The organism is Amycolatopsis pretoriensis, assembly GCF_900107925.1.
Taxonomy (GTDB): Bacteria; Actinomycetota; Actinomycetes; order Mycobacteriales; family Pseudonocardiaceae; genus Amycolatopsis; species Amycolatopsis pretoriensis.
On record NZ_FNUJ01000003.1, the window covers coordinates 641,641 to 665,158 of the forward strand.

The following is a 23,518-nucleotide window of genomic DNA, read 5'->3' on the forward strand; positions in this document are numbered from 1 at the left end:
TGTCCGAGTCGTCAACCGGCGCGCACCTCCACTGTCGAGCCCGTGCGGGACTTGCGGACCCGCAGCCGCGTCGGGATGCGCTGGCGCAGCTCCTCCACGTGGGACACCAGGCCGACCACCCGGCCGCCCGCGCGGAGCTCGTCGAGGATGTTCATCACCACGTCGAGGGTTTCGGCGTCCAGCGTGCCGAACCCCTCGTCGACGAACAGCGTGTCCAGCAACGCGCCGCCCGTCTCGCCCGCCACGACGTCGGCCAGCCCCAGCGCCAGGGCCAGCGACGCCAGGAACGACTCCCCGCCGGACAGCGTCTTCGCCGGGCGGATCGTGCCCGAGTAGTCGTCCAGCACGTCGATGCCGAGCCCGCCTCGGGTGCCGCGCGCCCCGGCCGCGTCCGAGTGCACGAACGCGTACCGCCCCTGGCTCATCGTGCGCAGCCGGTGGGTGGCGGCGACCGCCACCTCTTCGAGCCGCGCCGCCAGCACGTACGAGCGCAACGACATCTTCCGGCTGTTCTGCCCGCGCCCGTTGACGACGTCCGCGAGCGCGCGTAGCTCCGCGTACGCCGCTTCGGCCGGCGCCAGGCCGGCGAGCGCTTCGCGCAGCAGGACGGCCAGCCGCGTCAACTCGTCGTGCTGGGCGGTCGCCACCCGCAGCGCCGCGTACGCGGAGTCGGCGCGCGCCCGCGCCAGCTGGGCCGCGTCGGCCGCGCGGCCGACGTCCGCCACGTCGTCCGGCGAGATCCCGAAGAGGTCCGGCTCGGACAACAGCGCCCGCGCCCCCGCCGCGGCCGCTTCGGCGTCCGCGATGCCCTGCTCCAGCTTCTCGATCTGCTCATCCGGCAGCATCGCGGCGCGCGCCTTCTTCAGCGACGTGAACCCTTTCGCCTTGACCGCGGCCTCGACCAGCACGCGTTGCTGGGCGACGCGCTCCCGGGCGCCCGCGACGGCCGTCCGGGCCTCGGCGACTCCTTCGAGCGCCTCGGCCAGCCCGACCAGGTGTTCCCGCCGGGCCGTGACGTCCGCGAACTCGCCGCGCCCGGCGACGAGCCGGCGTTCACGCTCGGCCAGCCGTTCCTCCAGGGCCCGGACATCGGTCGTGGCCTCGGTCGCCGCCTGCTCGGCTTGCCGGCGACGTTCGGTCCGCAGCTCGAGATCGCGTTCGAGGAGCACGACCTGCTCGCCGAGCTTCGCCTTCCCGGCCGCCCGCTCGGTCAGACCGGCGACCACGGACCGGGCTTCCGCCAGCTCCACGGTGATCGACTCGGCTGTGCGCCCGGCCAGCCGTTCGGCCAGACCGGCCAGCCGCGCCCTCGCCTCCTCCAGCGCGACGACCACCCGCTGCCGCACCGCGTCCGCCGCCTGCTCGGCTTCCTCGGCCGCACGTTCCTCGGCCGGGTCGACCAGTTCGGCGTCCCGGTTCGCCGGCGCCGGGTGCTCGGCCGACCCGCAGACCGGGCAGGGCGCGCCGTCCGGCAACGCGGCGGCCAGCTCGGCCGCCATTCCGTCGAGCCGCCGCTCGCGCAAGTCCAGCCGCCGCTGCCGGGCCGCCTGGTGCGCGTCGACGACCTCGCGCAGTTTCGCTTCGCCCCGCCCGACTTTCGCCTGGGCTTCGGGGAGTTCGGCCGCGTCGCGCGCGAACGCCCGCAGCTCGTCCACTTTGGCGCGCGCGCCGTCGAGCTTCGCCTCGGCTTCGGCTGCCGCGAGGGCGTCCGCACGCAGCTTGGCCAGCTGTCCCGGGATGGCGGCCAGCTCGGTGGTCAGCGCTTCGACCTGTTGCTGAGCCGTGACGGCGGCCAGCTTCCGGTCGTCCCGCCGCATGACGTCGAGCTGCTGCTGCTCGGCCTCTGCGACGAGTTCCGCGACCGCGCCGGCCTCTTCCCGCGCGGTGGCCGCCCGCGCCTTGAGGTCGCCGGTCGCCCGCGTGCCGAACTCCCGCAGCCGGGCGCCGCGTTCCTTCTCCGCCTGCTCGGCTTCCGTCAGCTCCGCGGCGCGCCGGTCCAGCAGGTCGGCCTCGACGGCGACCCCGGCCGCCCGCCGCGCGGCCGCGACCTCCTGGGCCCACTCGGCGCGTTGCGGTGCCTGCTCGGTGATTTCGACGAGCCGCAGGTGCGCCGTGCGGACCCGGCGGATCTTTTCCGCGCCCGCACGCTCTTCTTGCAGGTAGACGTCGGCTCGCCGCGTGGCCGACCGCGTTCGTTCCTCTTCGGCGGTGACCTGCCCGACGCGTTCGGCGGACGCCGCCAGCACGACGTCGACCCACTCCGCCACCTCGGCCTCGGGCGGCTCCTGCTGGGCTTCCTGCGCGTACCGGGCCAGCAGCTCGCGCACTTTTCCTTGGCGTTGCTCGAGTTCCCGGCCGCGCTCGGCCCGCAGGTCCGCGAACCAGCGTTCGACGTCGGCGAAGCGTTCGGTGCCGAACAGCCTTTCCAGGAGCTTCTCGCGCTCGGCGGTGTCGGACCGCAGGAACCGCGCGAACTCGCCCTGCGGCAGCAGCACGACCTGGAAGAACTGCGCCGCCGTCATCCCGAGCAGCCGCTCGACGGTGCGCGCGACCTCCTCGATCCGGATCAGGCCCTCCGGCGCCAGCCCGGCGGGCGCGGTGCCGACCCAGCTCAGCGACACCTTGGCCTGCTGCGTGGTGGTGCCCTCGCCGCGCCGCTTCGGCCGCTGGTACTCCGGGTTGCGCAGGATCTTCAGCCGGTGGCCCTGGACGGTGAGCTCCAGCGCGACCTCGGTGACCTGTTCGGGCTCGGCCAGGTCGCAGCGCAGCCGCTTGGCCTCGTTGCGAGCCCCGGGAACCACGCCGAACAGGGCGAACGCGATCGCGTCGAGCAACGTGGTCTTGCCCGCACCGGTTTCGCCGTGCAGGAGGAAGAGGCCGTCGGCGCCGAGCACGTCGAAGTCGATCACTTCGCGTGCGCAGTACGGCCCGAAGGCTTCGACCTCCAGCCTGTGCAGCCTCATTTCGCGAGCGCCCCCCGGTCGGCCGCTTCCAGGGCCCGGAACAGGAGCTGCTCTTCGCTTTCGGTGGGCGGAGCACCGCGGCAGTCGTCGAGGAAGCTGCGCGAGACCTCGATGTCCGACCGGCCGCGGACGGCGTCGGAGTACCGCAGCGGAGCGCCGCTGTGCCCGCCTTCGGGTTCCCACTCCAGGTGCACCGCGAACGGGAACCGCTCGCGCAGCCGGCGCATCGCGTCCACCGGGCGCACCCGGTCGGTGACCGTGACCGACAGGAAGTGCTCGAGGAACCGGTCGTGTTCCGGCGCCACCAGCAGGTCTTCGATCTCGCCGCGCAGGGTGGCGAGCGCTCTCGGCACCGGCAGCTCGTGCCGGCGGACGTCGGCGAGCCCGCGTGCGTCGAAGTCGACCAGCCAGACCGATTTGCGTTGCCGCGCTTCGGAAAACGAGTACGCCAGCGGGCTGCCGGAGTACCGCAGGTGCTCGGCGAGCGTCTGCGGGCCGTGGAGGTGGCCGAGCGCCACGTAGCCGACGCCGTCGAAGACCGAGCCGGGCACCTGCTCGACGCCGCCGACCGCGATCGTGCGCTCGGAATCGGTCGGCTCGCCGCCGGTGACGAACGCGTGCGCGAGCACGACCGACCTGACCCCGGGCCGGGTCCCGAGATCCGCGCGGATCCGCCGCATGGCCTCGGTGAGCACGCCGGTGTGGCCGCGCGCGTCCGGCACGCCCAGCGCGTGGCGCGCCGGTTCCGGTTCCAGGTAAGGGATTCCGTAGACGGCGACCGGGCCGTCGGCGTCGTCCAGGAGCACCGGCTCGGCCAGGCCGCCGACGGTGGTGCGCAGGTGCAGGCCGCCCGCCGCGGCGAACTCCGCGAAGGCGCCGAGCCGCGGAGCGGAGTCGTGGTTCCCGGGTGTGACGATCAATTGCGCGCCCGCGGCGCGGATCCGCGCGACCGCTGCGGTGGCCACCCGGACGGCCTCGGCCGACGGCACCGCGCGGTCGTAGACGTCGCCTGCCACCAGGACGGCGTCGATCGCCTCACCGGCCACGAGGTCGGCGAGGTGCCCCAGCACCGCTTCTTGTTCCGCGAGCAGATCGGCGCCGTGGAAGGTACGGCCGACGTGCCAGTCGGAGGTGTGCAGGAATCTCACGAGGGCCAAGGTACGACCCGGCCCCGACGAAATCGCGGCGACTCGCCGCGAACTCACTCGAACGTGTGTACGAACACTAGCAGGTACCCGATTCGAAGGCGAGGGCCTCGAAAGCCGCTTGGGGCGCGACCTCGGGCTTGGGCCCGATGAGCGACCGGGTAGCGCGGGCCAGCGTGCTCGCTGGGGTCCGGCGCCCAGCAGGCGCGCGGGACTTCGAGGTACCCCTCGAAACCGCGGCCCCGGCGGCCGCCGGAGAGCCGGTCGAGGGGCGCCGGCCGCCGCGCGAGCAGCACGGGCAGCGGGACCAGCGCGGAGGTGCTCGTTGACCGCGGCGACCCAGGTCAGCGTCTCCAGGGTGTCGAAGGCCGCGTGCTCGGGCAGGCCGGCGTCGTTGTGCCAGCCGGGTGTTGCGGACACGAGGAGGCGGCCGCAGGTGCCGACGCTGCGGAAGTCGAAGCGGTCGGCTGCGAAGGGTTCGCAGCGGCGGGCCGGGACCGGACACGCCCCGCGAAATTCCATTTGTTCCCAGGTCAGCTACCCAGAGCGACGGTTCGGCTGCGGTTTTTGTCGGTGCCGTCCGCCATGATGTCCGCACGGTCGGGAACCAGGCGGCCCGGAGGGAGGAGGCGGAAGTGGCGACAGTGCTGACCACGGCGGCGATCGTGCTGGCGGTCCTGCTGCTGTTCGCCGTCGCGGTGCTGTGGCGGCTGTACAACGACGGGATGCGCCGGGCGGACGCGGCGGCCCGGCAGGTGGCGGCCGAGCGGGCGAAGTCGGACCAGCAGCAGCTGGCGTTGCGGCGGTACGAGGTCGCGTTCGCCTCGATCAGCGGGCGCGGTGAGCTGGGCGAGCAGGTGCTGGTGGAGACCGCGCGGGCGCTGGGGCTGCGCGAGAACCTGCACTTCACGCTGCAGACGGACGTGGGCGGCGGCGGCTCGGCGAAACCGGACATGGTGCTGCGGGTGGGCGGCGACCGCACGGTGCCGGTGGACGCCAAGGCGAGCATGGCGATCTGGGCGGAGGCGGTCGAGACCGACGACCCGGCGGAGCGGGTCGACGCGTTGCGCGCGCACGTCCGGCAGATCCGGTCCCGGGCGGCCGAGCTGGCGGGCAAGGGCTACCAGCGCTGGGCGGACGCGATCTACGGGACGATCATGTTCGTCCCGTCCGACGCGGCCGTGGTCGCGGCGCTGGACACCGACCCGGAGCTGCTGCGCTGGCTCATCGACCGGCGGGTGTTCCTGTGCGGGCCGACCGGGTTCGGGGTGCTGGCGTCGGCGGCCTTGTTCGCGGCCAGCGACCGGACGCTGGAGGCCGACGTCGAGCAGGTGCGCGCCGGGGCGGCGGCCGCGCACCGGGCGGCGGCCGGGGCGGTGGACGCGCTGAACCTGTCGAGCACGCACCTGCAGCGATTCCTGTCGGCGCGACGGCGGGAGCTGGAGGCACTGGAAGCGTTCCGAGCGACGGTGGCACCGCTGACGGACGCGGCGGGGAGCCCGGCCGCGGTCCCCCAGGTGCGGAAGGGGGACGAGCTGGCGGCCAGCTGAGTGGACGGTTCGGGGTGGACCGATGACTGAACCCCGGCTTCACGGGTACCCGGGCTGCCGAGCGGACACGTCCGGCCGCTGCGCCGGTTGTCCGAAATGCCGCTTCGACCAGCGGACTGCCGACGTCGGCGGGCCGGCTCGGCCGTAAGCCTCTCACCTGCGGCGACCTGGAACACCTGGTGGCGGAAAGGAGACGAACCGGCAGCGCGCGCGAAGGGACTGGACCAGACCACAGCGACGCCCGGCGGGCCCTTCGGGTCACGCCGCCGGGTGGCGATACGCCCACGTCGGCGGCGGTGCTGGCAAGATCTTCACAACCACGAGATACGGTGTTGTCTCGTGACCGCGATTCGCGATCGCCAGAGCGATCCAGATGCCGACGACGTCTCCGTACCGTGGGACGAGCGTCCCGTCGCCGGTTCGAGGCGCGGGCTGCCGTGGTGGGCCGCGGTGCTCGTCGGCTTCGGCCTGGCCATCGTGGGCGCCGTGGTCGGCAAGCCGACCCAGAACAGCATCCCGGTGATCTTCACCGTCCTCTACATCGCCGGGGCCGTGATCGCGGTCTGTGCGGTGCGGCGCCGCGGGATCTTCGGGCCGATGGTCATGCCGCCGCTGGTGCTGGCGGTGTCCGTGCCCGCCGTGATCCTGCTGACCTCGGGGTCCGAGGGCGACGACATGCTCTCGAAGGCGCTGAGCATCGGCACCCCGCTGATCAACAGCTTCCCGATCATGGCGATCACCACCGGCATCACGCTGCTGATCGGGTTCGTCCGGATCTTCCGCGAACGCGACCCCGACGCCCCGAAGAAGGCGCCCAAGGGCAAGGCGGCCGACCGTCGCCGGGCGGACGAAGACGACGAGAAGCCGTCGACGCGGGCCGCGGCGACCTCGGCCGGCGGCCGTCCGCGGCCGCCCGGGTCGAGCCGCACCGGCCAGACCCCGGTGCCGCCGCGTCGCGGCCGGGACGGCGAACCGCAGCGACGCCCGCGCCCGCCCGCAGACGGCGAACGCCGCACCCCGGCCGACGGCGAACGGCGGACCTCGCGCGGGGGTGCGCCTGCCGAACGTGACCGTGGTGCGCGCAAGCCACCGCCGTCCGGCCGGCGGACACCGCCCCCGGCGGACAGCGACCCGCGCCGACGCAGCGGAGATGCTCCCCGGCGACGCCCGCGGCCTCCGGCGGAGGACGGCCGTGACACCCCGCCGCGCCGCCCATCCGGCGGGCGAGGTGCGCCTCCGCGCCGGAACCGTCCCTGGGACGACGAAGAGCGCTGACGAACAGCGAAAAGGCCGGTCACCATCGGTGGATGGGGACCGCCCTTTCGCATGTCCGGGCATGGCGGTGCGGGGTGGCCGGCGGCTCGGCTTCGGGGCGCGGACGCAGCTCGATGCCGGGGCACGGCTGCGCCAGCACCTCAGCGCCAGGGCATGCAGCACCGTCGGCAGTTCAGCACCGCAGCACGCGGCAGTGCCAGCAGCTCAGCGCCAAAGCATGCGATAACGCCAGCAGCTCAGCGCCAAGGCATGCGATAACGCCAGCAACTCAGCACGCCGCAGCGCCGACACCACGCACCTGCCGGCCGCTGCGACAACCCCCAACGCAGTTCGGCGGCGGGCCGCACCCGCGACCCGCCGCCGAACCGACCTACCGCGTCAAACCTTCCGCAGCTCCTTCGGCGGCGCGAAGGTGATCTTCTCGTTCGCCGTGGTCACCTCGTTGACGTCGCCGTAGCCTCGCTCGGCCAGCCAAGCCAACAGCTCCATCACCAGCTCGTCCGGCACCGACGCGCCCGAGGTCACCCCCACCGTCGTCACGCCGGACAGCCACGCCTCGTCGACCTCGTGCGCGAAGTCGACCAGGTACGACGCCCGCGCGCCCGCCTTCAGGGCCACCTCGACCAGGCGCTTCGAGTTGGACGAGTTCGTCGACCCGACCACCAGCACCAGGTCGCACTCCGCGGCCATCGCCTTGACCGCCACCTGGCGGTTCGTCGTCGCGTAGCAAATGTCGTCGCTCGGGGGGTCCGCCAGGCCCGGGAAGCGCTCGCGGAGCTGGTCGACGCGCTCCATCGTCTCGTCGACCGACAGCGTCGTCTGGGACAGCCAGATCACCTTCGACGGGTCGCGGACCTCGACCTTGTCGACGTCTTCGGCCTTGTCGACCAGCTGGACCTTGTCCGGTGCCTCGCCGGCGGTGCCCTCGACCTCTTCGTGGCCCTCGTGGCCGATCAGCAGGATGTCGTAGTCGTCCTTGGCAAACCTGTTGACCTCCTTGTGCACCTTCGTCACCAGGGGGCAGGTCGCGTCGATCGTGCGCAGGTTCCGGTCGGCCGCCTCCTGGTGCACCATCGGCGAGACGCCGTGAGCGGAGAACACCACCAGCGCGCCCTCGGGCACCTCGGACGTCTCGTCGACGAAGATCGCGCCGCGCTCGCGCAGCGTCTCGACCACGTGCTTGTTGTGCACGATCTCCTTGCGGACGTACACCGGGGCGCCGTAGACCTCGAGGGCCTTCTCGACGGCGATCACCGCGCGGTCGACACCCGCGCAGTAACCACGGGGTTTGGCGAGCAGCACCCGCTTGCCGGAAGCGGTTCCGGTGATCGTCGGGGTACCCGCGGGCTCGATTCCGGGACTCGCTGAACTCATGCCACCCAGGGTACGGGCAGGTCCGAGACGAACTCGAAGTCCCTTTCGGGTGAGCTTCGTCCCTCTTCAGAGCTGTGCCGGGGGTCACGCAACGCGCCCGAGTCCACCCGTTCGGTTGGGCAGTTCGGCCTAGATGCGGCAGGCTGGACGCATGAAGCCATTCCCGCTCCCCCTCCGGGTCGCCGCGGGCCTCGCCGTCTCCACCGCCGAGCGGGTTCGTGAGCTTCCCCGGCAGCTCGCCGGGCTTCCGGTGACCGTGGTCAGCCAGGTGCTGCAGGCCTCCATGCGCGTCCAGCAGCACGTCACCGAGCTGGCGATCAAGGGCGACAACGCCCTATCCAGCCTGCGCCCCGTCGAGGACGCGCCCAGCTGGGCGACCTTCGACGAGGACGTCGAACCGGACATCCCGCGGCCGAACCTCGCACCGGTCGCCGACGTGCCCGAACCGCGTTCGGAGATCAACGGTCACATTCCGTCAGCGGCCGAACTCGAAGCGGAACTGGGCGACCCCTGGGCCGACGAGGAACGCGCGCTCGCCGAGGACCACGCCGACGGCGAGAACGACGCGCCGGAGGAGGACAACAAGCCCAAGCCCGGCACGCCCGCGATCGACAAGAAGGCCAAGACCGAGGCGCCGCGGACCAGCGCCGCCGGCTACGAGGGTCCGGCCGGGCTGACCGGCTACGACCAGCTCACCCTCCCGCAGCTGCGAGCCCGGCTGCGCCAGCTGTCGATCCCCCAGCTCGAAACCATCCTCGAATACGAGCGGGCGAACGCCGACCGCTCGTCCTTCACCGGGATGCTCTCGCGCCGGATCGCCAACGCCCGCAAGGCCGAACGGTCCGGGGAAGACGGCCAAGAGAACGGCCAGTGACCGAAACCGAAGCCAGCACCGCCGAAAAACCCTGGCCGGTCCGCACGGTCGCGCGCAAGATCGGCGACTGGATCCACCGCCTCGGCGCCGTCTGGGTCGAAGGCCAGGTCACGCAGGTCAGCTCGCGGCCGAACACGCAGACCGCGTTCCTGACGCTGCGTGACCCCTCGGCCGACGTCTCGATGTCGGTGACCTGCCCGAACTGGCTGATCCGCGAGATGGAACCGCCGTTGCGCGAGGGCGCCAGCGTCGTCGTGCACGCGAAGCCGTCGTTCTTCTTCGGCCGCGGCACGATCAGCCTGCGGGCCGACCAGATCCGCGCGGTCGGCATCGGCGAGCTACTGGCCCGGATCGAACGCCTCAAGAAGCTCCTGACCGCCGAGGGCCTCTTCTCGGCCCAGCGCAAGCGGCCGATCCCGTTCCTGCCGAAGGGCGTCGGGCTGATCACCGGCCGCGCGTCGGCGGCCGAGCGGGACGTCCTGGCCAACGCGCAGGGCCGGTGGCCGCACGTCCGGATCAAGGTGCTCAACACGGCCGTGCAGGGCTCGCAGGCGGTGCCGCAGGTCATGCGCGCGCTGCGGATCTTCGACGCCGACCCCGAGATCGACGTCGTCGTCATCGCCCGCGGCGGCGGCAGCGTCGAGGACCTGCTGCCGTTCTCCGACGAAGCGCTCTGCCGCGCGGTGTCGGCCGCGGGCACGCCGGTGGTCAGCGCGATCGGGCACGAACCGGACACCCCGCTGCTCGACTACGTCGCCGACCTGCGGTGTTCGACGCCGACGGACGCCGGCAAGCGGATCGTCCCGGACCTCCGCGAGGAGACCGAACGCGTCCGGCAGATGCGCGACCGCGGCCGCCGCGCGCTGCACGGCTGGGTCGACACCCAGACACGGCTGCTGACGCAGCTGCGCAGCCGCCCGTCGCTGGCCGACCCGCTCGGGCCGGTCCAGCGGCGCCAGGACGACGTCGACGTCCACCGCGAACGCGCCCGCCGCGCCATGCTGACGCTGCTCGCCAAGGACCAGGCCGAGCTGGCGAGCTCGCGGGCCCGGCTGACCGCGCTCGGGCCGGCCGCGACGCTGGCCCGCGGGTACGCGGTCGTGCAGTTCCTCGATCCCGAAGGCAACCTCCAGGTACTCCGCTCCGTCTCCGAAGTCGAGGCCGGTGCCCAGCTGCGCGTGCGGGTGGGTGACGGCGCGATCGGCGCGGTGGCGGAAGGAGAGCAGGGGTGACGTTCCTCCCGCTGACGGTGGACGCGGCTCGCCGCCTGGGCGCGCGGGCGCTGCTGGACCAGGCGGTGCGCACCGACCGGGCGGCCGCCGAGTGCTGGACGGCGCTGCTCGCCGGCTGCGGGACGGCCGCGCGCCGCGACCTGGGTCCGCAGCTGCGACGGCTGTCCGAAGCGACGTCGATGCAGGTCGGCTCGCGCTGGTGGTTCGCCGAGGGTGCCGGGCACCGGAAACGGGTCGCCGGGGCGCAGGAGAACCTCGAAGAGGCGATCGCGGACGGTGACGGGCAGGAGTTCGCCCTGGCGTTCGTCGGGTACGACCACGCGATGGCCAGCGCGGTAGTGTGCGCGAACAGCGTGGAAGCCCGGAAGGTCGGAGAACACCGAGCGTGAGTGAAGCAGCCAGCGAGGAACTGGGCTACGAACAGGCCCGCGACCGCCTCGTCGAGGTCGTCCGCGAGCTCGAGGCCGGTGGTCTGTCCCTCGAGCAGTCGCTCGCGTTGTGGGAGAAGGGCGAGAAGCTCGCGAAGGTCTGTGAGCGCCATCTCGAAGGCGCGCGCGAGCGTATCGAAGCCGCTTTGGCGTCCGTGGAGGACGACTCCGAGCAGTGAGGTTCGCCATGCCGACGGTATCTGGAATCAGCGCGGGTATCTGACAGACTGTTGACCCGCCAGTTCCAGCATCCGGGAGGCAATGATGTCCGCCGCAGAGAGTCGTCGTGAAGCGCCCGACCGCAACCTCGCGATGGAGCTGGTCCGGGTCACCGAGGCCGCCGCGATGGCCGCCGGTCGCTGGGTCGGCCGCGGCGACAAGATCGGCGGGGACGGCGCGGCCGTCGACGCGATGCGCCAGCTCGTCTCGACGGTGTCGATGCGCGGGGTCGTGGTGATCGGCGAGGGCGAGAAGGACGAAGCGCCCATGCTGTTCAACGGCGAAGAGGTCGGCAACGGCGACGGCCCGGACTGCGACGTAGCGGTCGACCCGGTCGACGGCACGACGCTGATGGCCAAGGGCATGCCGAACGCGCTGGCGGTGCTGGCCGTCGCCGAGCGCGGCGCGATGTTCGACCCGTCCGCGGTGTTCTACATGGAGAAGCTGGCCGTCGGGCCTGAGGCGGCGGGCAAGGTGGAGCTCGGCGCGCCGATCGCGGAGAACATCCGCCGGGTCGCGAAGGCGAAGAACAGCAGCGTCGGCGACGTCACCGTGTGCGTCCTCGACCGGCCGCGCCACGAGCAGATCATCAAGGAGATCCGCGACGCGGGCGCGCGGATCCGGTTCATCTCCGACGGCGACGTCGCGGGCGCGATCGCGGCGGCCCGGCCGACCACCGGTGTCGACATGCTGATCGGCATCGGCGGCACCCCCGAAGGCATCATCGCCGCGTGCGCGATGAAGTGCCTTGGCGGCGAGCTGCAGGGCCGCCTGTGGCCGAAGGACGACGCCGAGCGCGAGAAGGCCATCGGCGCCGGCCACGACCTCGACCGCGTGCTGCTCAACGACGACCTCGTGACCGGCGACAACGTCTTCTTCTGCGCCACCGGCGTCACCGACGGCGACCTGCTGCGCGGCGTCCACTACCGCGAAGGCGGCGCGACGACGCAGTCCATCGTGATGCGGTCCAAGTCCGGGACCGTCAGAATGATCGACGGCTACCACCGGCTCAACAAGCTGCGGGCGTACTCCTCGGTCAACTTCGACGGCCACCTGGACGCGCCCGCCGACGACGTCGTTCCCCCGCTGCCGTAAGGAGTTCCGTGCCCAGGCGATTGCTGGTCCTGCTGGTCCTGGTGTTCGCCCTGGTCCCCGGCACCGCGTCGGCCGGCCCCGCCATCGTCGGGGGCGGCGACGCCGACCAGCCCTACCCGTTCGCGGTGTCGCTGCACACCTCGGCGGGCAAGCTCTTCTGCGCCGGCGCGCTGATCGCCCCCGGCTGGGTCGTCACCGCCGCGCACTGTGCGTTCGACAAGGGCCCGTCCGCGATCTCCGTCCGGTCGGGGACCAACGACGTCGGTCAGGGCGGCGAGGTCGGCCAGGTCGCGGACATCGTCGTCAACCCGGCCTTCGACACGCAGAAGCCGGCGGGCGACATCGCGCTGCTGCGGCTGGCGACGCCGGCCAAGGCGGCTCCGATCGGTCTTGCCACGGCCGCGTCGCCCGGCACCGCGACGCGCATCCTCGGCTGGGGCCAGACCTGCCCGAAGGTCAACTGCGGCGCCATCCCGGCGAACCTGCAGCAGCTCGACACGCACATCGTCGAGGGCACGAAGTGCACGGCGGGGTTCGACGGCACCGCCGAGCTGTGCACGGACAACCCCGGCGGCACGTCCGGAGCGTGCTTCGGCGACTCCGGCGGCCCCGAGGTCGTCCGCGCCGGCGACCACTGGCTGCTCGCCGGCGTCACGAGCCGGCCGGGCAACAACGACCCGCAGTGCGCGACGGCGCCGTCGATCTACACGTCCGTCGTCGCGTACGCGCCGTGGATCGCGGAGAAGACGAAGGCCTGAGCTACTCGGCGTTGCTCGAGTGGCCCGGGAACAGGTGCGCTTCCGGGTCGAGCGCGACGGCGATGTTGTTGACGGCCGTCGCGGCCTCGCCGAAACCGGTCGCGATCAGCTTCACCTTGCCCGGGTACGCGGCGACGTCGCCGGCCGCGTAGACGCGCTCACGCGCGGTCGCCATGGTCGAGTCGACGGCGATCGCGCGGTGGTCGATCTCCAGGCCCCAGCTCTCGATCGGGCCGAGGTCGGCGGTGAACCCGAGCGCCGCGACGACGGCGTTGGCCGGCAGCCGCTCGTCCTCGGCACCCTTGATCGCGAGGTCGACGGCTTGGAGCGCGCCGCTCTCGTCCTCGACGAACCGCGTCACCTCGGCGTCGGTGATGATCCGGGTGCCGAGCTCACGCGCCTGCCGCACGATCGACTCGGCCGCGCGGAACTTGGCGCGGCGGTGCACGAGCGTCACGCTCGCCGCGACCGGGTGCAGGGCGAGGATCCAGTCGAACGCCGAGTCGCCGCCGCCGACGACCACGACGTGCTGGCCGGCGTGCGCGGCCAGCGACGGGACGAAGTGGACCATGCCGCGGCCGAGCCAGCCGTCGCCGGCGGGCAGCGGGCGCGGGGTGAACTCGCCGATGCCCGCAGTGATCAGCACGGCACGCGCACGCAGGGTTTCGCCGCCGTCGAGGGTCAGTTCGACGCCTTCGCCCACGGTTTCGAGCTTCTCGGCCTTGCGCCCCAGCAAGTACGTCGGCGCGAACGGCGCGGCCTGCTTAACCAGCCCGTCGACGAGGTCGCGGCCGCGGACCTCGGCGAACCCGCCGACGTCGTAGATCATCTTCTCGGGGTACATCGCGGTGACCTGGCCGCCGGGCTCGGGCAGCGAATCGACCACCGCCATCGACAGGCCGCGGAACCCGGCGTAGTAGGCGGCGAACAGGCCGGTCGGGCCCGCACCGATGATCACGAGGTCGTAGGAATCCCCAGGAACTTCAGTCATGCTCGCTCCAGCCAGTGGTGGATGGCGGTGATCGAGAACACAGCCGATCCTAGCCGGAGCCGGGCACGTTCCGGTGCCCGAACAGGCCGAGCAGCCACGTGTGCCGGATGGCTTCGCGGGCCCGGTCGTAGGCCTCGCCGGTGTCGAGCCAGATGGCCTGGGTGAGCAGCTCGATCGTCGCGGCGACGACGGTGCGCGCGGTGAACGGCGGCGGCACCGGCACCAGCGGATCCGTGGTGTGCAGCCACGCCGCCGTCCGGTCGAACACCGCTTCGCTCGCGCGCAGCACTTCTTCGCGTGCTTCGAGGCCCGCGTCGCCGAGGGCGTAGATCTCCAGGAGGACCGCGCGGGCGACCACGGGACGGCGCCGCACGTACCCGACGACGAAGTCCCCGCAAGCGGCGACCGCGTCCAGCGGGGCCGGCGCCCGCGCCGCCACCGTGACGCCCTGGTCGAGGAACTGCCCGGTCACCGCCCGGTAGGCGGCCAGGAACGCGGCCTGCTTGCCGGTGAACTGTTCGTAGAACGACGTGCGGGACACACCCGCGGACGCCGTGACGTGCCCGACCGTCGTGGCGGCGTACCCGCGTTCGCCGACGTTGGCCAGCACCGCTTCGACGAGCCGGGCGCGCTGGGCTTCGGCCACTTCCTCGCGGCTGAGGCTGTGCGGGCCCTTGGGGAGCCGGCGGTCCTGGGTCCTCATCCGCGGCACCGTACCCGGCGGACCGGTCGCGGCGACCGGTCCGCCGGAGTGCGTCAGGCGGGCTGCTCCGGCGCCAGCGAGTTGCCTGCCGGGATGCGCCCGCAGCTCGACGGCGCCGTCTTGCCCGCGAACCGGTCGGCCAGCCAGCCGATCGCCACCGGCGCCCACGCCGCCGCGCCACCGACGTGGCTGAGCAGGTCGTACTGCTGGTACTCGATCGACTTGTTGCCGGTGGCGCAGTACTGCCGGGCCAGCGCGCGCACGTCGCCGGCCACCATCACGCCGTCGCCGGTGCCGATGCCCGGGAGGTTGCTCGTGGTGCCTTCGAGGAACCCGGCGTTGCCTTGGGCGATGAAGCCGGGGACCGACGGCGTCGGCGCGGACCCGATGTTGACCTTGTTCACGGCGGCGACGAACGGCGGCACCGAGTTCGGGTTCGCGTACTCGGGCTTCGCGATCTTCTGCCACGTCAAACCCGGGTACCGGCCGAGGGCGTTGATGATCGACGCGTGTTCGAGGTCATCGAGCACCTTGAGGCCGTACTCGCTCGCGTACGGCCGCAAGTCGATGCCGAAGCCGCGGGCGACGCCGATCAGCGCCATCGGGACGACGCCGGACCAGACCGGGCTGCCGCCGACGTACTTCAGGTTGTGCGCGGGGTCGACGAGCACACCGCCTTCGGTGAAGCCGACGAGGTTCGCGTTGACGTCGGGCGCGTAGCTCGGCGCCAGGGCGGCCGCCCAGCCGGTCGCGATCGCGCCGCCGGAGTAGCCGAGGAGCCCGAACTTCGTGCTCTTGGTCATCCCCGTCGCGGCCGAGCTCGTCACGGCGCGGATCGAGTCGAGCGTGTTCGTGCCGTACTCCGGGCCGGCGGCGAAGTTCGCGGTCTGCCCTTCGGTGTCGGGCACGACGACGTTGTAGCCCAGCAGGAGCGACGGCAGGAGCAGCAGCGACTCGCCGTTGGGCAGGAGGCCGCCGAGGGTGACGTCGCCGGCGATCGCCCGCGACGGTGCGTCGGCGGGATCGAGCGAGTCGTAGGCCGACTGGTACGACACGGCTTTCGTGCTGTCACCGGTGATGCTGCGGACGACCGAGGTGACGTTCGCCGACGGCCGGCCCTGCGCGTCGGTCGTCCGGTAGAGCAGCTGGACGGCTTTCACCGGCGTCGCGAGCCCGGCGACGTGGTAGTTCAGGGTCCGGGTCTTGAGGACGGTCCCGGGTGCGTAGGACGACAGCGGGGTGCTGCCGTCGTAGGAGTAGAAGGAATCGGCGGCCGCCGGGCTCGCCGGCGCGGCGGCGAGGGTGAGCGCGACGGCGGCGGCGAGCGCGGCTGTGCGGACGTGGCTACGGATCATGACTCCCCTTTGAATCATGAAGTGGATCACACGGATCGCCGTAACCTACCAGTGAGTAGGTGTGGTGTACAGCCGCGTACACGATCGGCGGGCTACCGCACGACGGGCACGTGCCGCACGGGGAAGTTCACCGAGTTCGCGATGAAGCACTGGTCGTGGGCGTCGTGGTGCAACGCGGCCGCCTTCTCGCGCATGCTCTCCTCCGCCACCGTCACCTCCGGACGCAGGACGACTTCGGTGAAACGGCCACCGTGGGCGGCGTCCTCCTGCATGGTGCCGCTCGCGTTGTCGACGTAGCCGGTCACCACCACGCCGGCCCGGGCGCACACCGACAGGTACGTGAGCAGGTGGCACTGGGACAACGACGCGACCAGCAGGTCCTCCGGGTTCCAGCGGTCGGCCGCGCCGAGGAACGCGGGGTCGGCGGTCGCGGTGATCGTGGGCTTGCCCGCCGCTTCGACGTCGTGGTCGCGGGCGTAGGCGCGGTAGCTCGTGGTTTCGCCGGTCCAGCGGACCGTCACTTCGTAGCGGTGTTCCCGGCTCACTTTCCGGCTCCTTCCAGTGCGGACATCGTCGTCAAGACGTGCTGCCGGGCGAGCGCGGCGGCGTCTTCGGGCCGCCCGTCGGCGATGGCCGCGACCAGGCGCCGGTGCTCGTCGTCGACTTGGCCGGTCCGGGCGGGCGCGGCCAGCGATGTGCGGGTGGAGACGACGATCCGGTCCCACAACCGCTCCAGGGCCTCGGCCGCGGGAGGGTTGTCGGCCAGCCGCGCGATGTGCCCGTGGAACGCACGGTTGCGCCGGACACCTTCGGTGAGATCGCCGCTTCGGGTCGCGCGGTCGGCTTCGGCCGCGAGGTCCTTCAAGCGCGCGAGATCGGCCGGCGCGAGTTCTCCGGAGAACTGGCGGGTCGCCGCCAGTTCGGCGGTCAGCGCTTCCAGCGCGGCGCGGACGAGGTAGGCGTCCTGCAGGGCTTTCGGGTCCAGTTCGACGACCGTCACACCGCGGCGGGCGGGCTCGACCAGGCCGTCGCTTTCCAACCGGCGCAAGGCCTCCCGCACCGGCGTCCGGCTGACGCCGAGCCGATCGCACAGCTCCTGCTCCGTCACCGCCCGCCCCGCCGGGTAGGTCCCGAGCACGATCAGGCCGCGCACGTCTTCGTAGACCGTCTTCACGGTATCCAATGTATACAAAGGCCGCCGGGGTGCGCAACGCCACCACGCGCGCGCCGCCGAACAGGTCCAGAATCGGGGGTATGGCTGACCAGGAATACCGGATCGAACACGACACCATGGGCGAGGTCCGCGTGCCGGCCGCCGCGCTCTACCGGGCGCAGACCCAGCGGGCCGTCGAGAACTTCCCCATCTCCGGCCGGGGCCTGGAGCGCGCCCAGATTCGCGCGCTCGGCCTGCTCAAGGCCGCCGCCGCGCGCGTGAACCGCAAGCTCGGCGTGCTCGACGCCGACGTCGCGGAAGCCATCGCCAAAGCCGCCGACGAGGTCGCCGAGGGCGCCCACGACGCGCACTTCCCCATCGACGTCTTCCAGACCGGGTCCGGGACCTCGTCGAACATGAACGCCAACGAGGTCATCGCCACCCTCGCTTCGCGGGCCCTCGGCCGGGACGTGCACCCGAACGACCACGTCAACGCGTCGCAGTCGTCGAACGACACGTTCCCGACGACCATCCACGTCGCCGCCACCGAAGCGGTCACCAAGGACGTCATCCCGGCGCTGGAGTACCTCGCCGGCGCCATCGAGGTGCGCGCCGCCGAGTGGGCCGACGTCGTGAAGTCCGGCCGCACGCACCTGATGGACGCCGTCCCGATCACGCTCGGCCAGGAGGCCGGCGCGTGGGCGTCGCAGGTCCGGTTCGGCGTCGAACGGCTGAAGTCGGGCCTGCCGCGCCTGGGCGAGCTGCCGATCGGCGGCACCGCCGTCGGCTCGGGTCTCAACGCGCCGGACGGCTTCGGCTCTTCAGTCGCCGCGGAACTCGCCACCGTCACCGGCTTGCCGCTGACCGAGGCCCGCGACCACTTCGAGGCGCAGGCGACGCAGGACAGCGTCGTCGAGACGTCCGGACACCTGCGCACGATCGCCGTGTCGCTCAACAAGATCGCCAACGACCTGCGCTGGCTGGGTTCCGGCCCGCGCACCGGCCTGGCCGAGCTGGCGCTGCCGGACCTGCAGCCGGGCTCGTCGATCATGCCGGGCAAGGTGAACCCGGTGATCCCGGAGGCGACGCTGCAGGTCGTCGCGCAGGTGATCGGCAACGACGCGGCCGTCGCGTTCGCCGGTGCCGCGGGCAACTTCCAGCTGAACGTCAACCTGCCGGTGATCGCGCGGAACGTCCTCGAATCGGCCCGTCTGCTCGCGGCCGTGTCGCGCCTGCTGGCGGACAAGGTCTTCGCGGGCATCACCGTGAACACCGACCGCACGCGCACCTACGCCGAGGGCTCACCGTCGATCGTGACGCCGTTGAACAAGTACATCGGCTACGAAGAGGCCGCCGCGGTCGCGAAGCAGGCGCTCAAGGAGCTGAAGACGATCCGTGAGGTCGTCCTCGAGCGCGGGTATGTGAAGGACGGCAAGCTCACCGAAGAGCAGCTCGACGAGGCGCTCGACGTCCTCCGCATGGCCCGCGGCGGCAAGTGACACCCCGGATCGTGACCTGATCACCGCAACAGGCTTCGCACGCCGACCGACTCCTTGTTCGTCCTCAGACGAACTTGGAGCCGAACGTGAACGCAACCGGTGGACGACCACACGCGGGCTGGTTCCCGGGGCTGCTGACAGCCGGCCTGGCAGCAGCCCTGGGCGTGGCTATCAACGTCGCCACTGACCTGAAGACCGACTGGTGGGCTTGGCTGTGCGTCGTCGCACTCACCGTGGCATCCGGAATCCTGGCCACGGCGATCACCGCACGCACGAGCAACACGCCATCCACTTCGCGGAGCGGAACTCCGGCGCTGGTGAACACTCACAGCTCGGGCGGCCGGCACAACACGACGACGACCACGGTCCACGGAGGCGTCCACTTCAACCCCAAGGCCATTCCGCTCGTGATCACCGTTTCGGTCGTCGTGCTGGTCGCCGCCGGAGGCGGCCTCTGGGCGAGCGGATACTTCGGGAAACCGGCCCAGCAGGACGCATCTTTCCCGGCAGCGGGTTCAGCTCCGAATCCGATCACGGCCGCAGTTCACGCAGTGGCACCGCTGTGCGGGTACCCGTGGGTCACAGCGAAGCGACCGGATCAGATCCACCTCCCGGTCCCGGGTCAGATCATTGCCTACGGCAACTGGTCGGACTGGGCGGAAGTCAGCGACGGAGCCACCTCACCTCCGGGACTGGTGCAGCTGACCATCCAAGGAAGGGACAACGCCCCCGTGACCCTGACCGACATCAGGGTCCGCGTTCTCAATCGCCGCGCTCCCCTGCACGGAACTTCGTTGACCAGGGAGTGTGGTGACCAGGGTGCTATTCGATGGCTCGAAGTGGATCTCGACCGCGATCCGGTCCGGGCGGTGGCGAAGGACCAGTTCGACGCCATGCCGGAGGACACCCCGGCTTGGGAGCGCAAGCCGATCAAGTTTCCCTACACCGTCTCGATCACGAACCCGGAAACGTTCATGATCCAAGCGGAAACAGAGGACTGCGACTGCGATTGGGTCGCCGACGTGTTCTGGTCCGCCCAAGGCAAAACGGGCGTGCTGCCCGTAACCAATTCAGGCAAGCCCTTCCGGACCACCAGCACGAAGAACGCGCAGAGCTGCTCGATTCTGGACACCGAACTGGCCTGCTCCAACTGAACGCCGGCGGCAAGTAGCTCACCGCCGGCGCAGGCGCTTGTCCGCCAGCGCCGGCGGGGTGTAGTCCTTCTCGGCCGGGTTCAGGTCCGTGCCCGGCGGGACGATCTCGTCGATCCGGTCCAGCACGTCGTCGTCCAGCACCAGGTCCGCGCCGGCCAGCAGATCGTCGAGCTGCGCGGGTGTCCGTGGGCCGATGATCGCCGACGTCACGCCCGGGTGGGCCCGGACGAACGCCGTCGCGAGGTGGGTGAGCGGCCGGCCCAGGTCGTCGGCGATCTTCTTCAGCTGCGCGATCGCCTCGAACTTGACGGCGTTCTCCGGCAGCGCCGGGTCGAACTTGTGCGCCTGCAACGTCCGGCGGCCTTCCGAAAGGTCCACATCGGACGGTTTCAGGTACTTGCCGGAAAGCCAGCCGCTGGCCAGCGGGCTCCACGTCAGCACGCCCATGCCGTACTTGCGCGCGGTCGGCAGCACGGCCGCCTCGATCGCGCGGTTGAAGATCGAGTACGGCGGCTGCTCGGCGCGGAACCGGGCCAGGCCCCGCTTTTCCGCCACCCACTGGGCTTCCACGATCTGCTCGGCCGGGAAGTCCGACGACCCGATCGCGCGGACCTTGCCGGCGCGCACGAAGTCCGTCAGCACCGAAAGCGTTTCCTCGATGTCGGTCGTCGGGTCGGGCCGGTGGACCTGGTACAGGTCGACGTAGTCGGTGTCGAGACGGCGCAGGCTGTCGTCCAACGCCCGAGTCAGCCACCGCCGGGAAAGCCCGCCCTGGTTGGGATCGGATCCCATCTGGAAGAAGCCCTTGGTGGCCAGCACGACCTCGTCGCGACGCCCCTTCAGCGCCTTGCCGACGATCTGCTCGTTCTCGCCGTCGGAGTACATGTCCGCGGTGTCCCAGAAGTCGACCCCGGCGTCGAGCGCCGTGTGCAGCATCCGGACCCCCTCTTCGTGATCGGGGTTGCCCCACTTGCCCAGCATCATCGCGCCGAACGCGTACTCGCTGACCGAGATGCCCGTACCGCCCAGAATTCGTCGTTCCATGGGTTCCACCCTGCTGGCGGCAAAAGCACCGGACCAGGTCACGCTCGACCTGGGTCTGCCAGTACCAGGCGGGAAACGTGAGCCGGGGATACTGGAGGCATGAGTGACGCAGCCGAGCTGGGCGCCTTCCTGAAGGCGCGCCGCGCCGCACTGGACCCCGCCGACCTGGGCCTGCCGCCCGGGATCACGCAGCGGCGGGTCAAGGGCCTGCGCCGCGAGGAGCTGGCGCAGCTGTCCGGCATCAGCGTCGACTACTACACGCGGCTGGAGCAGGGCCGCGCGAAGAACGTCTCGGACGCGATCCTCGACGCGTTGGCCCGCGCGCTGCGGCTCAACGCCGGCGAGGAGGCCTACCTGCGCAACCTCGCCGCGCCGAAGCGCCGGGACGACCACGCGCCGCAGCTCGTCCGGCCCGAACTGCAGCAGTTGCTCGACGCGATCCAGGCACCGGCCTTCGTCTTCGGGCGGTACCTGGACGTCCTGGCCTGGAACGCGCTCGGCGGCGCGGTCGCGTTCGCCTTCGCCGACCTCGACGAGCGCAACATGCCGAAGCTCATCTTCACCGACGAACGCGCGAAGCAGCTGCACCCCGAGTACGACGCCGTGTGCCGCGAGCTCGTCGCGAACCTGCGCGCGGAAAGCGGCCGGCACCCCGGCGACCCGCGGTTCGCGCAGCTGATCGGCGAGCTTTCGCTGGCCAGCGAGGAGTTCCGGAAGCTGTGGGCCGAGCACGCCGTCCAGGAGAAGGCGCAGGGGTGGAAGGTGCTGCACAACCCCGTGGTCGGCGAGCTGCGGCTGCGCTACGAGACGCTGCGGCTGCCCCAGGACCCCGACCAGGGCATGGTCGTCTACCACGCCGAACCGGGGTCGGAGACCGAACGCGCGCTGGGCCTGCTGGCCAGCTGGATCGCCGCCGATGAACGACCGGTGAACACTCGGCCGTCACGCACCCACCCGGCGTAACGGCTGCCTAGGCTGCTTCACCTGGGGAGTCGGGGGTAGAGGAGCAGCACGGTGGGCGTCGGCGCGACGATGCAGTCACTCGCCGAAATCCTGAGCTCCGACTCCGGCAGCCTCGTCCTCGGCCTGGCCGCGCTGGTCGCGATCGCCGCGCCGTTCATCGACCGCTACTTCATCCGGCGGCGGCGGATGACGTTCCGCGTCCTCTACAACTCCAAGATCGGGCTGTCCCCGATCGACCTGCACGACGGCGAGAACGGCTCGGCGCAAGCGGCCCCGCAGCTCGAACAGGTCGCGCGGCTGCTCGACCGGATGAGCATCGTCGTCATCCGCGTGCACAACACCGGCAGCTTCGACATCGCGCCGAGCGACTTCGAGATCCCGCTGTCGTTCACCTTCGGCAGCCGGATCGTCTGGGACGCGCGCGTGTCCGACGCGACCGACGACGGCCTGCGCCAGCACGTCCGCGACGGCCTGGAGTTCTTCACGCGCGAGACGCCGCAGAAGCCGGTCGAAGGCGTGAAGCTGTCTCGCGTGCGCGCGCTGCTGCCGAAGCGGTTCGCCGGGCTCGCCGCCGAAGCACCGCCGGAGGCACCCGAGTGGCACGGCGTGCGGTTCGCGCGGCTTTCCTTGAAGCGCAAGGAGAAGTTCAAGCTGGTCGTCGTGCTGCGCGAGTCCGACGAGCACGACGGCGAGATCAGCAAGGAGATCGACCACCACGCGCGGCTCGCGGCCGGCCGGATCAAGGACGACCGCAAGCAGCGCCGGTTCGGCTGGCCGGTCATCACGACGGCCGTCGGGGTGCTGCTGACCGGCGCGCTGCTGGCGACGCTGCTCGTCTCGTGGTCGCGGCCGGGCGACTCCGCGCAGTGCGCCACCGGGAAGCTGTCGGTCGAGGGGTCGAGCGCGTTCGTCCCGATCATCGACAGCATCGCGGCCGAGTACCACGGCCAGTGCGACGGCGCGGCCATCACGACCCGCGCGACCGGCAGCGTCACCGGCGTCCGCGCGCTCGCCCCGGTCGACGCCGCGGGCAAGGACGAGCTGGCGGTGCTCTCGGACGGCCGGTCCGGCGAGGCCGGCCCCGAGCTGGAGGCGAAGGCCGTCGCGGTGGTCGTGTACAGCCTGGTCGTCAACCGCGCGGCCGGGGTCGACAAGCTGACGACCCAGCAGGTCAAGGACATCTTCAGCGGCCGCGTGCGCAACTGGGACCAGCTGCGGCCGGGGCCATCGGTGCCGATCGGGATCGTCGGGCGCGGGCAGGAGTCGGGCACGCGCAAGACGTTCGAGCAGAAGGTGCTGGGCGGCTCGGAGGACAAGCTGACGTCGGACTCGTGCCGCAAGCCCGAGCGCGACCCGGCCGCCGCGACCACCCGCTGCGAGCGCGGCACGACCGCCGAGGTGCTCACCGAGGTCGCGGCCGTACCCGGGGCGATCGGGTACGCCGACGTCCCGGCGGCCAAAACAGCAGCCGCTCGCGACCAGCTCGGCATCGTGCAGCTCGACGGGCACTACCCCGACGTCACGACCGTCGGCGCCGGGTACCGGTTCTGGACCGTCGAGTACCTGTACACGAAGGGCGTGCCCGCGAACGGGAGCGTGCTGAAGCACTTCCTCGACTACCTGGCGAGCCCTACCGCGCGGGCGGAGCTGCAGGACGCCGGGTACACCCCCTGCGTGGCCAAGGACGGGTTGCTCGACCCCCTCTGCACCAGGCCGGACATCTGACCGACGAGAAATTGTCGG

At 71.6% G+C, this 23,518-nt stretch carries 21 protein-coding genes; 12 read left to right on the forward strand and 9 right to left on the reverse strand.

What is annotated here, in order from left to right:
- Positions 1 to 11: 11 nt before the first annotated feature.
- Positions 12 to 2,963, reverse strand: coding sequence for an AAA family ATPase (locus BLV96_RS15505; protein WP_086677605.1), 2,952 nt, complete (start codon positions 2,961 to 2,963; stop codon positions 12 to 14).
- Positions 2,960 to 4,111 carry an exonuclease SbcCD subunit D gene (locus BLV96_RS15510; RefSeq protein ID WP_167379609.1) on the reverse strand — a complete coding sequence of 384 codons (1,152 nt, stop codon included), beginning with the start codon at positions 4,109 to 4,111 and terminating at the stop codon, positions 2,960 to 2,962. Before BLV96_RS15510 ends, BLV96_RS15505 begins: the two co-directional genes overlap by 4 nt.
- Positions 4,112 to 4,743: 632 nt before the next feature.
- Between BLV96_RS15510 and rmuC the strand changes: the two genes are divergently transcribed.
- On the forward strand, positions 4,744 to 5,658 hold the full coding sequence (rmuC, locus tag BLV96_RS15515; protein WP_086677602.1) for a DNA recombination protein RmuC: 915 nt from the start codon (positions 4,744 to 4,746) through the stop codon (positions 5,656 to 5,658).
- Between the two features lie 339 nt (positions 5,659 to 5,997).
- Entirely contained in the window at positions 5,998 to 6,933 is a 936-nt protein-coding gene (locus tag BLV96_RS15520; RefSeq protein ID WP_086677600.1) for a DUF6542 domain-containing protein, read from the forward strand.
- Positions 6,934 to 7,311: 378 nt separating this feature from the next.
- On the opposite strand, the gene BLV96_RS15525 is transcribed toward BLV96_RS15520, so the two are convergent.
- A complete protein-coding gene (locus tag BLV96_RS15525; RefSeq protein WP_167379610.1) occupies positions 7,312 to 8,307 on the reverse strand; it encodes a 4-hydroxy-3-methylbut-2-enyl diphosphate reductase in 996 nt (331 codons plus the stop codon).
- Positions 8,308 to 8,458: 151 nt separating this feature from the next.
- Here BLV96_RS15525 and BLV96_RS15530 point away from each other — a divergent pair, with 151 nt between their 5' ends.
- The 6 genes from BLV96_RS15530 (at position 8,459) to BLV96_RS15555 (ending at position 12,913) form a co-directional block, all read left to right on the forward strand.
- On the forward strand, positions 8,459 to 9,181 hold the full coding sequence (locus BLV96_RS15530) for a lipid droplet-associated protein (RefSeq protein WP_086677598.1): 723 nt from the start codon (positions 8,459 to 8,461) through the stop codon (positions 9,179 to 9,181).
- Entirely contained in the window at positions 9,178 to 10,413 is a 1,236-nt protein-coding gene (gene xseA / locus BLV96_RS15535; RefSeq protein WP_086677596.1) for an exodeoxyribonuclease VII large subunit, read from the forward strand. The genes BLV96_RS15530 and xseA overlap by 4 nt, the downstream gene beginning before the upstream one ends.
- Positions 10,410 to 10,802, forward strand: a complete 393-nt coding sequence (locus tag BLV96_RS15540) for a hypothetical protein (RefSeq protein WP_086677594.1) — start codon at positions 10,410 to 10,412, stop codon at positions 10,800 to 10,802. Before xseA ends, BLV96_RS15540 begins: the two co-directional genes overlap by 4 nt.
- Positions 10,799 to 11,020, forward strand: a complete 222-nt coding sequence (locus BLV96_RS15545; RefSeq protein WP_013229792.1) for an exodeoxyribonuclease VII small subunit — start codon at positions 10,799 to 10,801, stop codon at positions 11,018 to 11,020. Before BLV96_RS15540 ends, BLV96_RS15545 begins: the two co-directional genes overlap by 4 nt.
- A gap of 82 nt (positions 11,021 to 11,102) precedes the next feature.
- The gene (gene glpX / locus BLV96_RS15550; protein WP_167379611.1) at positions 11,103 to 12,155 is read left to right on the forward strand and encodes a class II fructose-bisphosphatase; all 1,053 of its coding nucleotides are present in this window, start codon (positions 11,103 to 11,105) and stop codon (positions 12,153 to 12,155) included.
- An 8-nt stretch (positions 12,156 to 12,163) separates the two neighbouring features.
- Entirely contained in the window at positions 12,164 to 12,913 is a 750-nt protein-coding gene (locus BLV96_RS15555; RefSeq protein WP_167379612.1) for a S1 family peptidase, read from the forward strand.
- A gap of 1 nt (position 12,914) precedes the next feature.
- Here the strand turns inward: BLV96_RS15555 and BLV96_RS15560 are convergent, their stop codons facing one another.
- The 5 genes from BLV96_RS15560 to BLV96_RS15580 form a co-directional block, all read right to left on the reverse strand.
- Entirely contained in the window at positions 12,915 to 13,904 is a 990-nt protein-coding gene (locus BLV96_RS15560) for an NAD(P)/FAD-dependent oxidoreductase (RefSeq protein WP_167379613.1), read from the reverse strand.
- A 49-nt stretch (positions 13,905 to 13,953) separates the two neighbouring features.
- Positions 13,954 to 14,607, reverse strand: a complete 654-nt coding sequence (locus tag BLV96_RS15565; protein WP_167379614.1) for a TetR/AcrR family transcriptional regulator — start codon at positions 14,605 to 14,607, stop codon at positions 13,954 to 13,956.
- A gap of 53 nt (positions 14,608 to 14,660) precedes the next feature.
- Entirely contained in the window at positions 14,661 to 15,962 is a 1,302-nt protein-coding gene (locus BLV96_RS15570; RefSeq protein ID WP_086677587.1) for a lipase family protein, read from the reverse strand.
- Between the two features lie 92 nt (positions 15,963 to 16,054).
- On the reverse strand, positions 16,055 to 16,507 hold the full coding sequence (locus tag BLV96_RS15575) for an OsmC family protein (protein ID WP_086677585.1): 453 nt from the start codon (positions 16,505 to 16,507) through the stop codon (positions 16,055 to 16,057).
- Positions 16,504 to 17,136 (reverse strand): GntR family transcriptional regulator, encoded by a 633-nt coding sequence (locus tag BLV96_RS15580; protein ID WP_086677584.1) that lies wholly within the window; start codon positions 17,134 to 17,136, stop codon positions 16,504 to 16,506. Before BLV96_RS15580 ends, BLV96_RS15575 begins: the two co-directional genes overlap by 4 nt.
- An 80-nt stretch (positions 17,137 to 17,216) precedes the next feature.
- Between BLV96_RS15580 and BLV96_RS15585 the strand changes: the two genes are divergently transcribed.
- A complete protein-coding gene (locus tag BLV96_RS15585) occupies positions 17,217 to 18,614 on the forward strand; it encodes a class II fumarate hydratase (RefSeq protein ID WP_086677581.1) in 1,398 nt (465 codons plus the stop codon).
- 86 nt (positions 18,615 to 18,700) lie between these two features.
- Positions 18,701 to 19,768, forward strand: a complete 1,068-nt coding sequence (locus BLV96_RS49190; protein ID WP_143050968.1) for a hypothetical protein — start codon at positions 18,701 to 18,703, stop codon at positions 19,766 to 19,768.
- An 18-nt stretch (positions 19,769 to 19,786) separates the two neighbouring features.
- Here BLV96_RS49190 and BLV96_RS15595 read toward each other — a convergent pair whose 3' ends face one another.
- On the reverse strand, positions 19,787 to 20,812 hold the full coding sequence (locus BLV96_RS15595; RefSeq protein WP_086677578.1) for an aldo/keto reductase: 1,026 nt from the start codon (positions 20,810 to 20,812) through the stop codon (positions 19,787 to 19,789).
- 99 nt (positions 20,813 to 20,911) lie between these two features.
- Here BLV96_RS15595 and BLV96_RS15600 point away from each other — a divergent pair, with 99 nt between their 5' ends.
- Together BLV96_RS15600 and BLV96_RS15605 are read left to right on the forward strand one after the other, a co-directional pair.
- A complete protein-coding gene (locus BLV96_RS15600) occupies positions 20,912 to 21,775 on the forward strand; it encodes a helix-turn-helix domain-containing protein (RefSeq protein ID WP_086677576.1) in 864 nt (287 codons plus the stop codon).
- Positions 21,776 to 21,826: 51 nt separating this feature from the next.
- Complete coding sequence (locus tag BLV96_RS15605; protein ID WP_086677574.1) at positions 21,827 to 23,500, forward strand: PstS family phosphate ABC transporter substrate-binding protein; 1,674 nt, start codon at positions 21,827 to 21,829, stop codon at positions 23,498 to 23,500.
- The last annotated feature ends 18 nt before the right edge of the window (positions 23,501 to 23,518 follow it).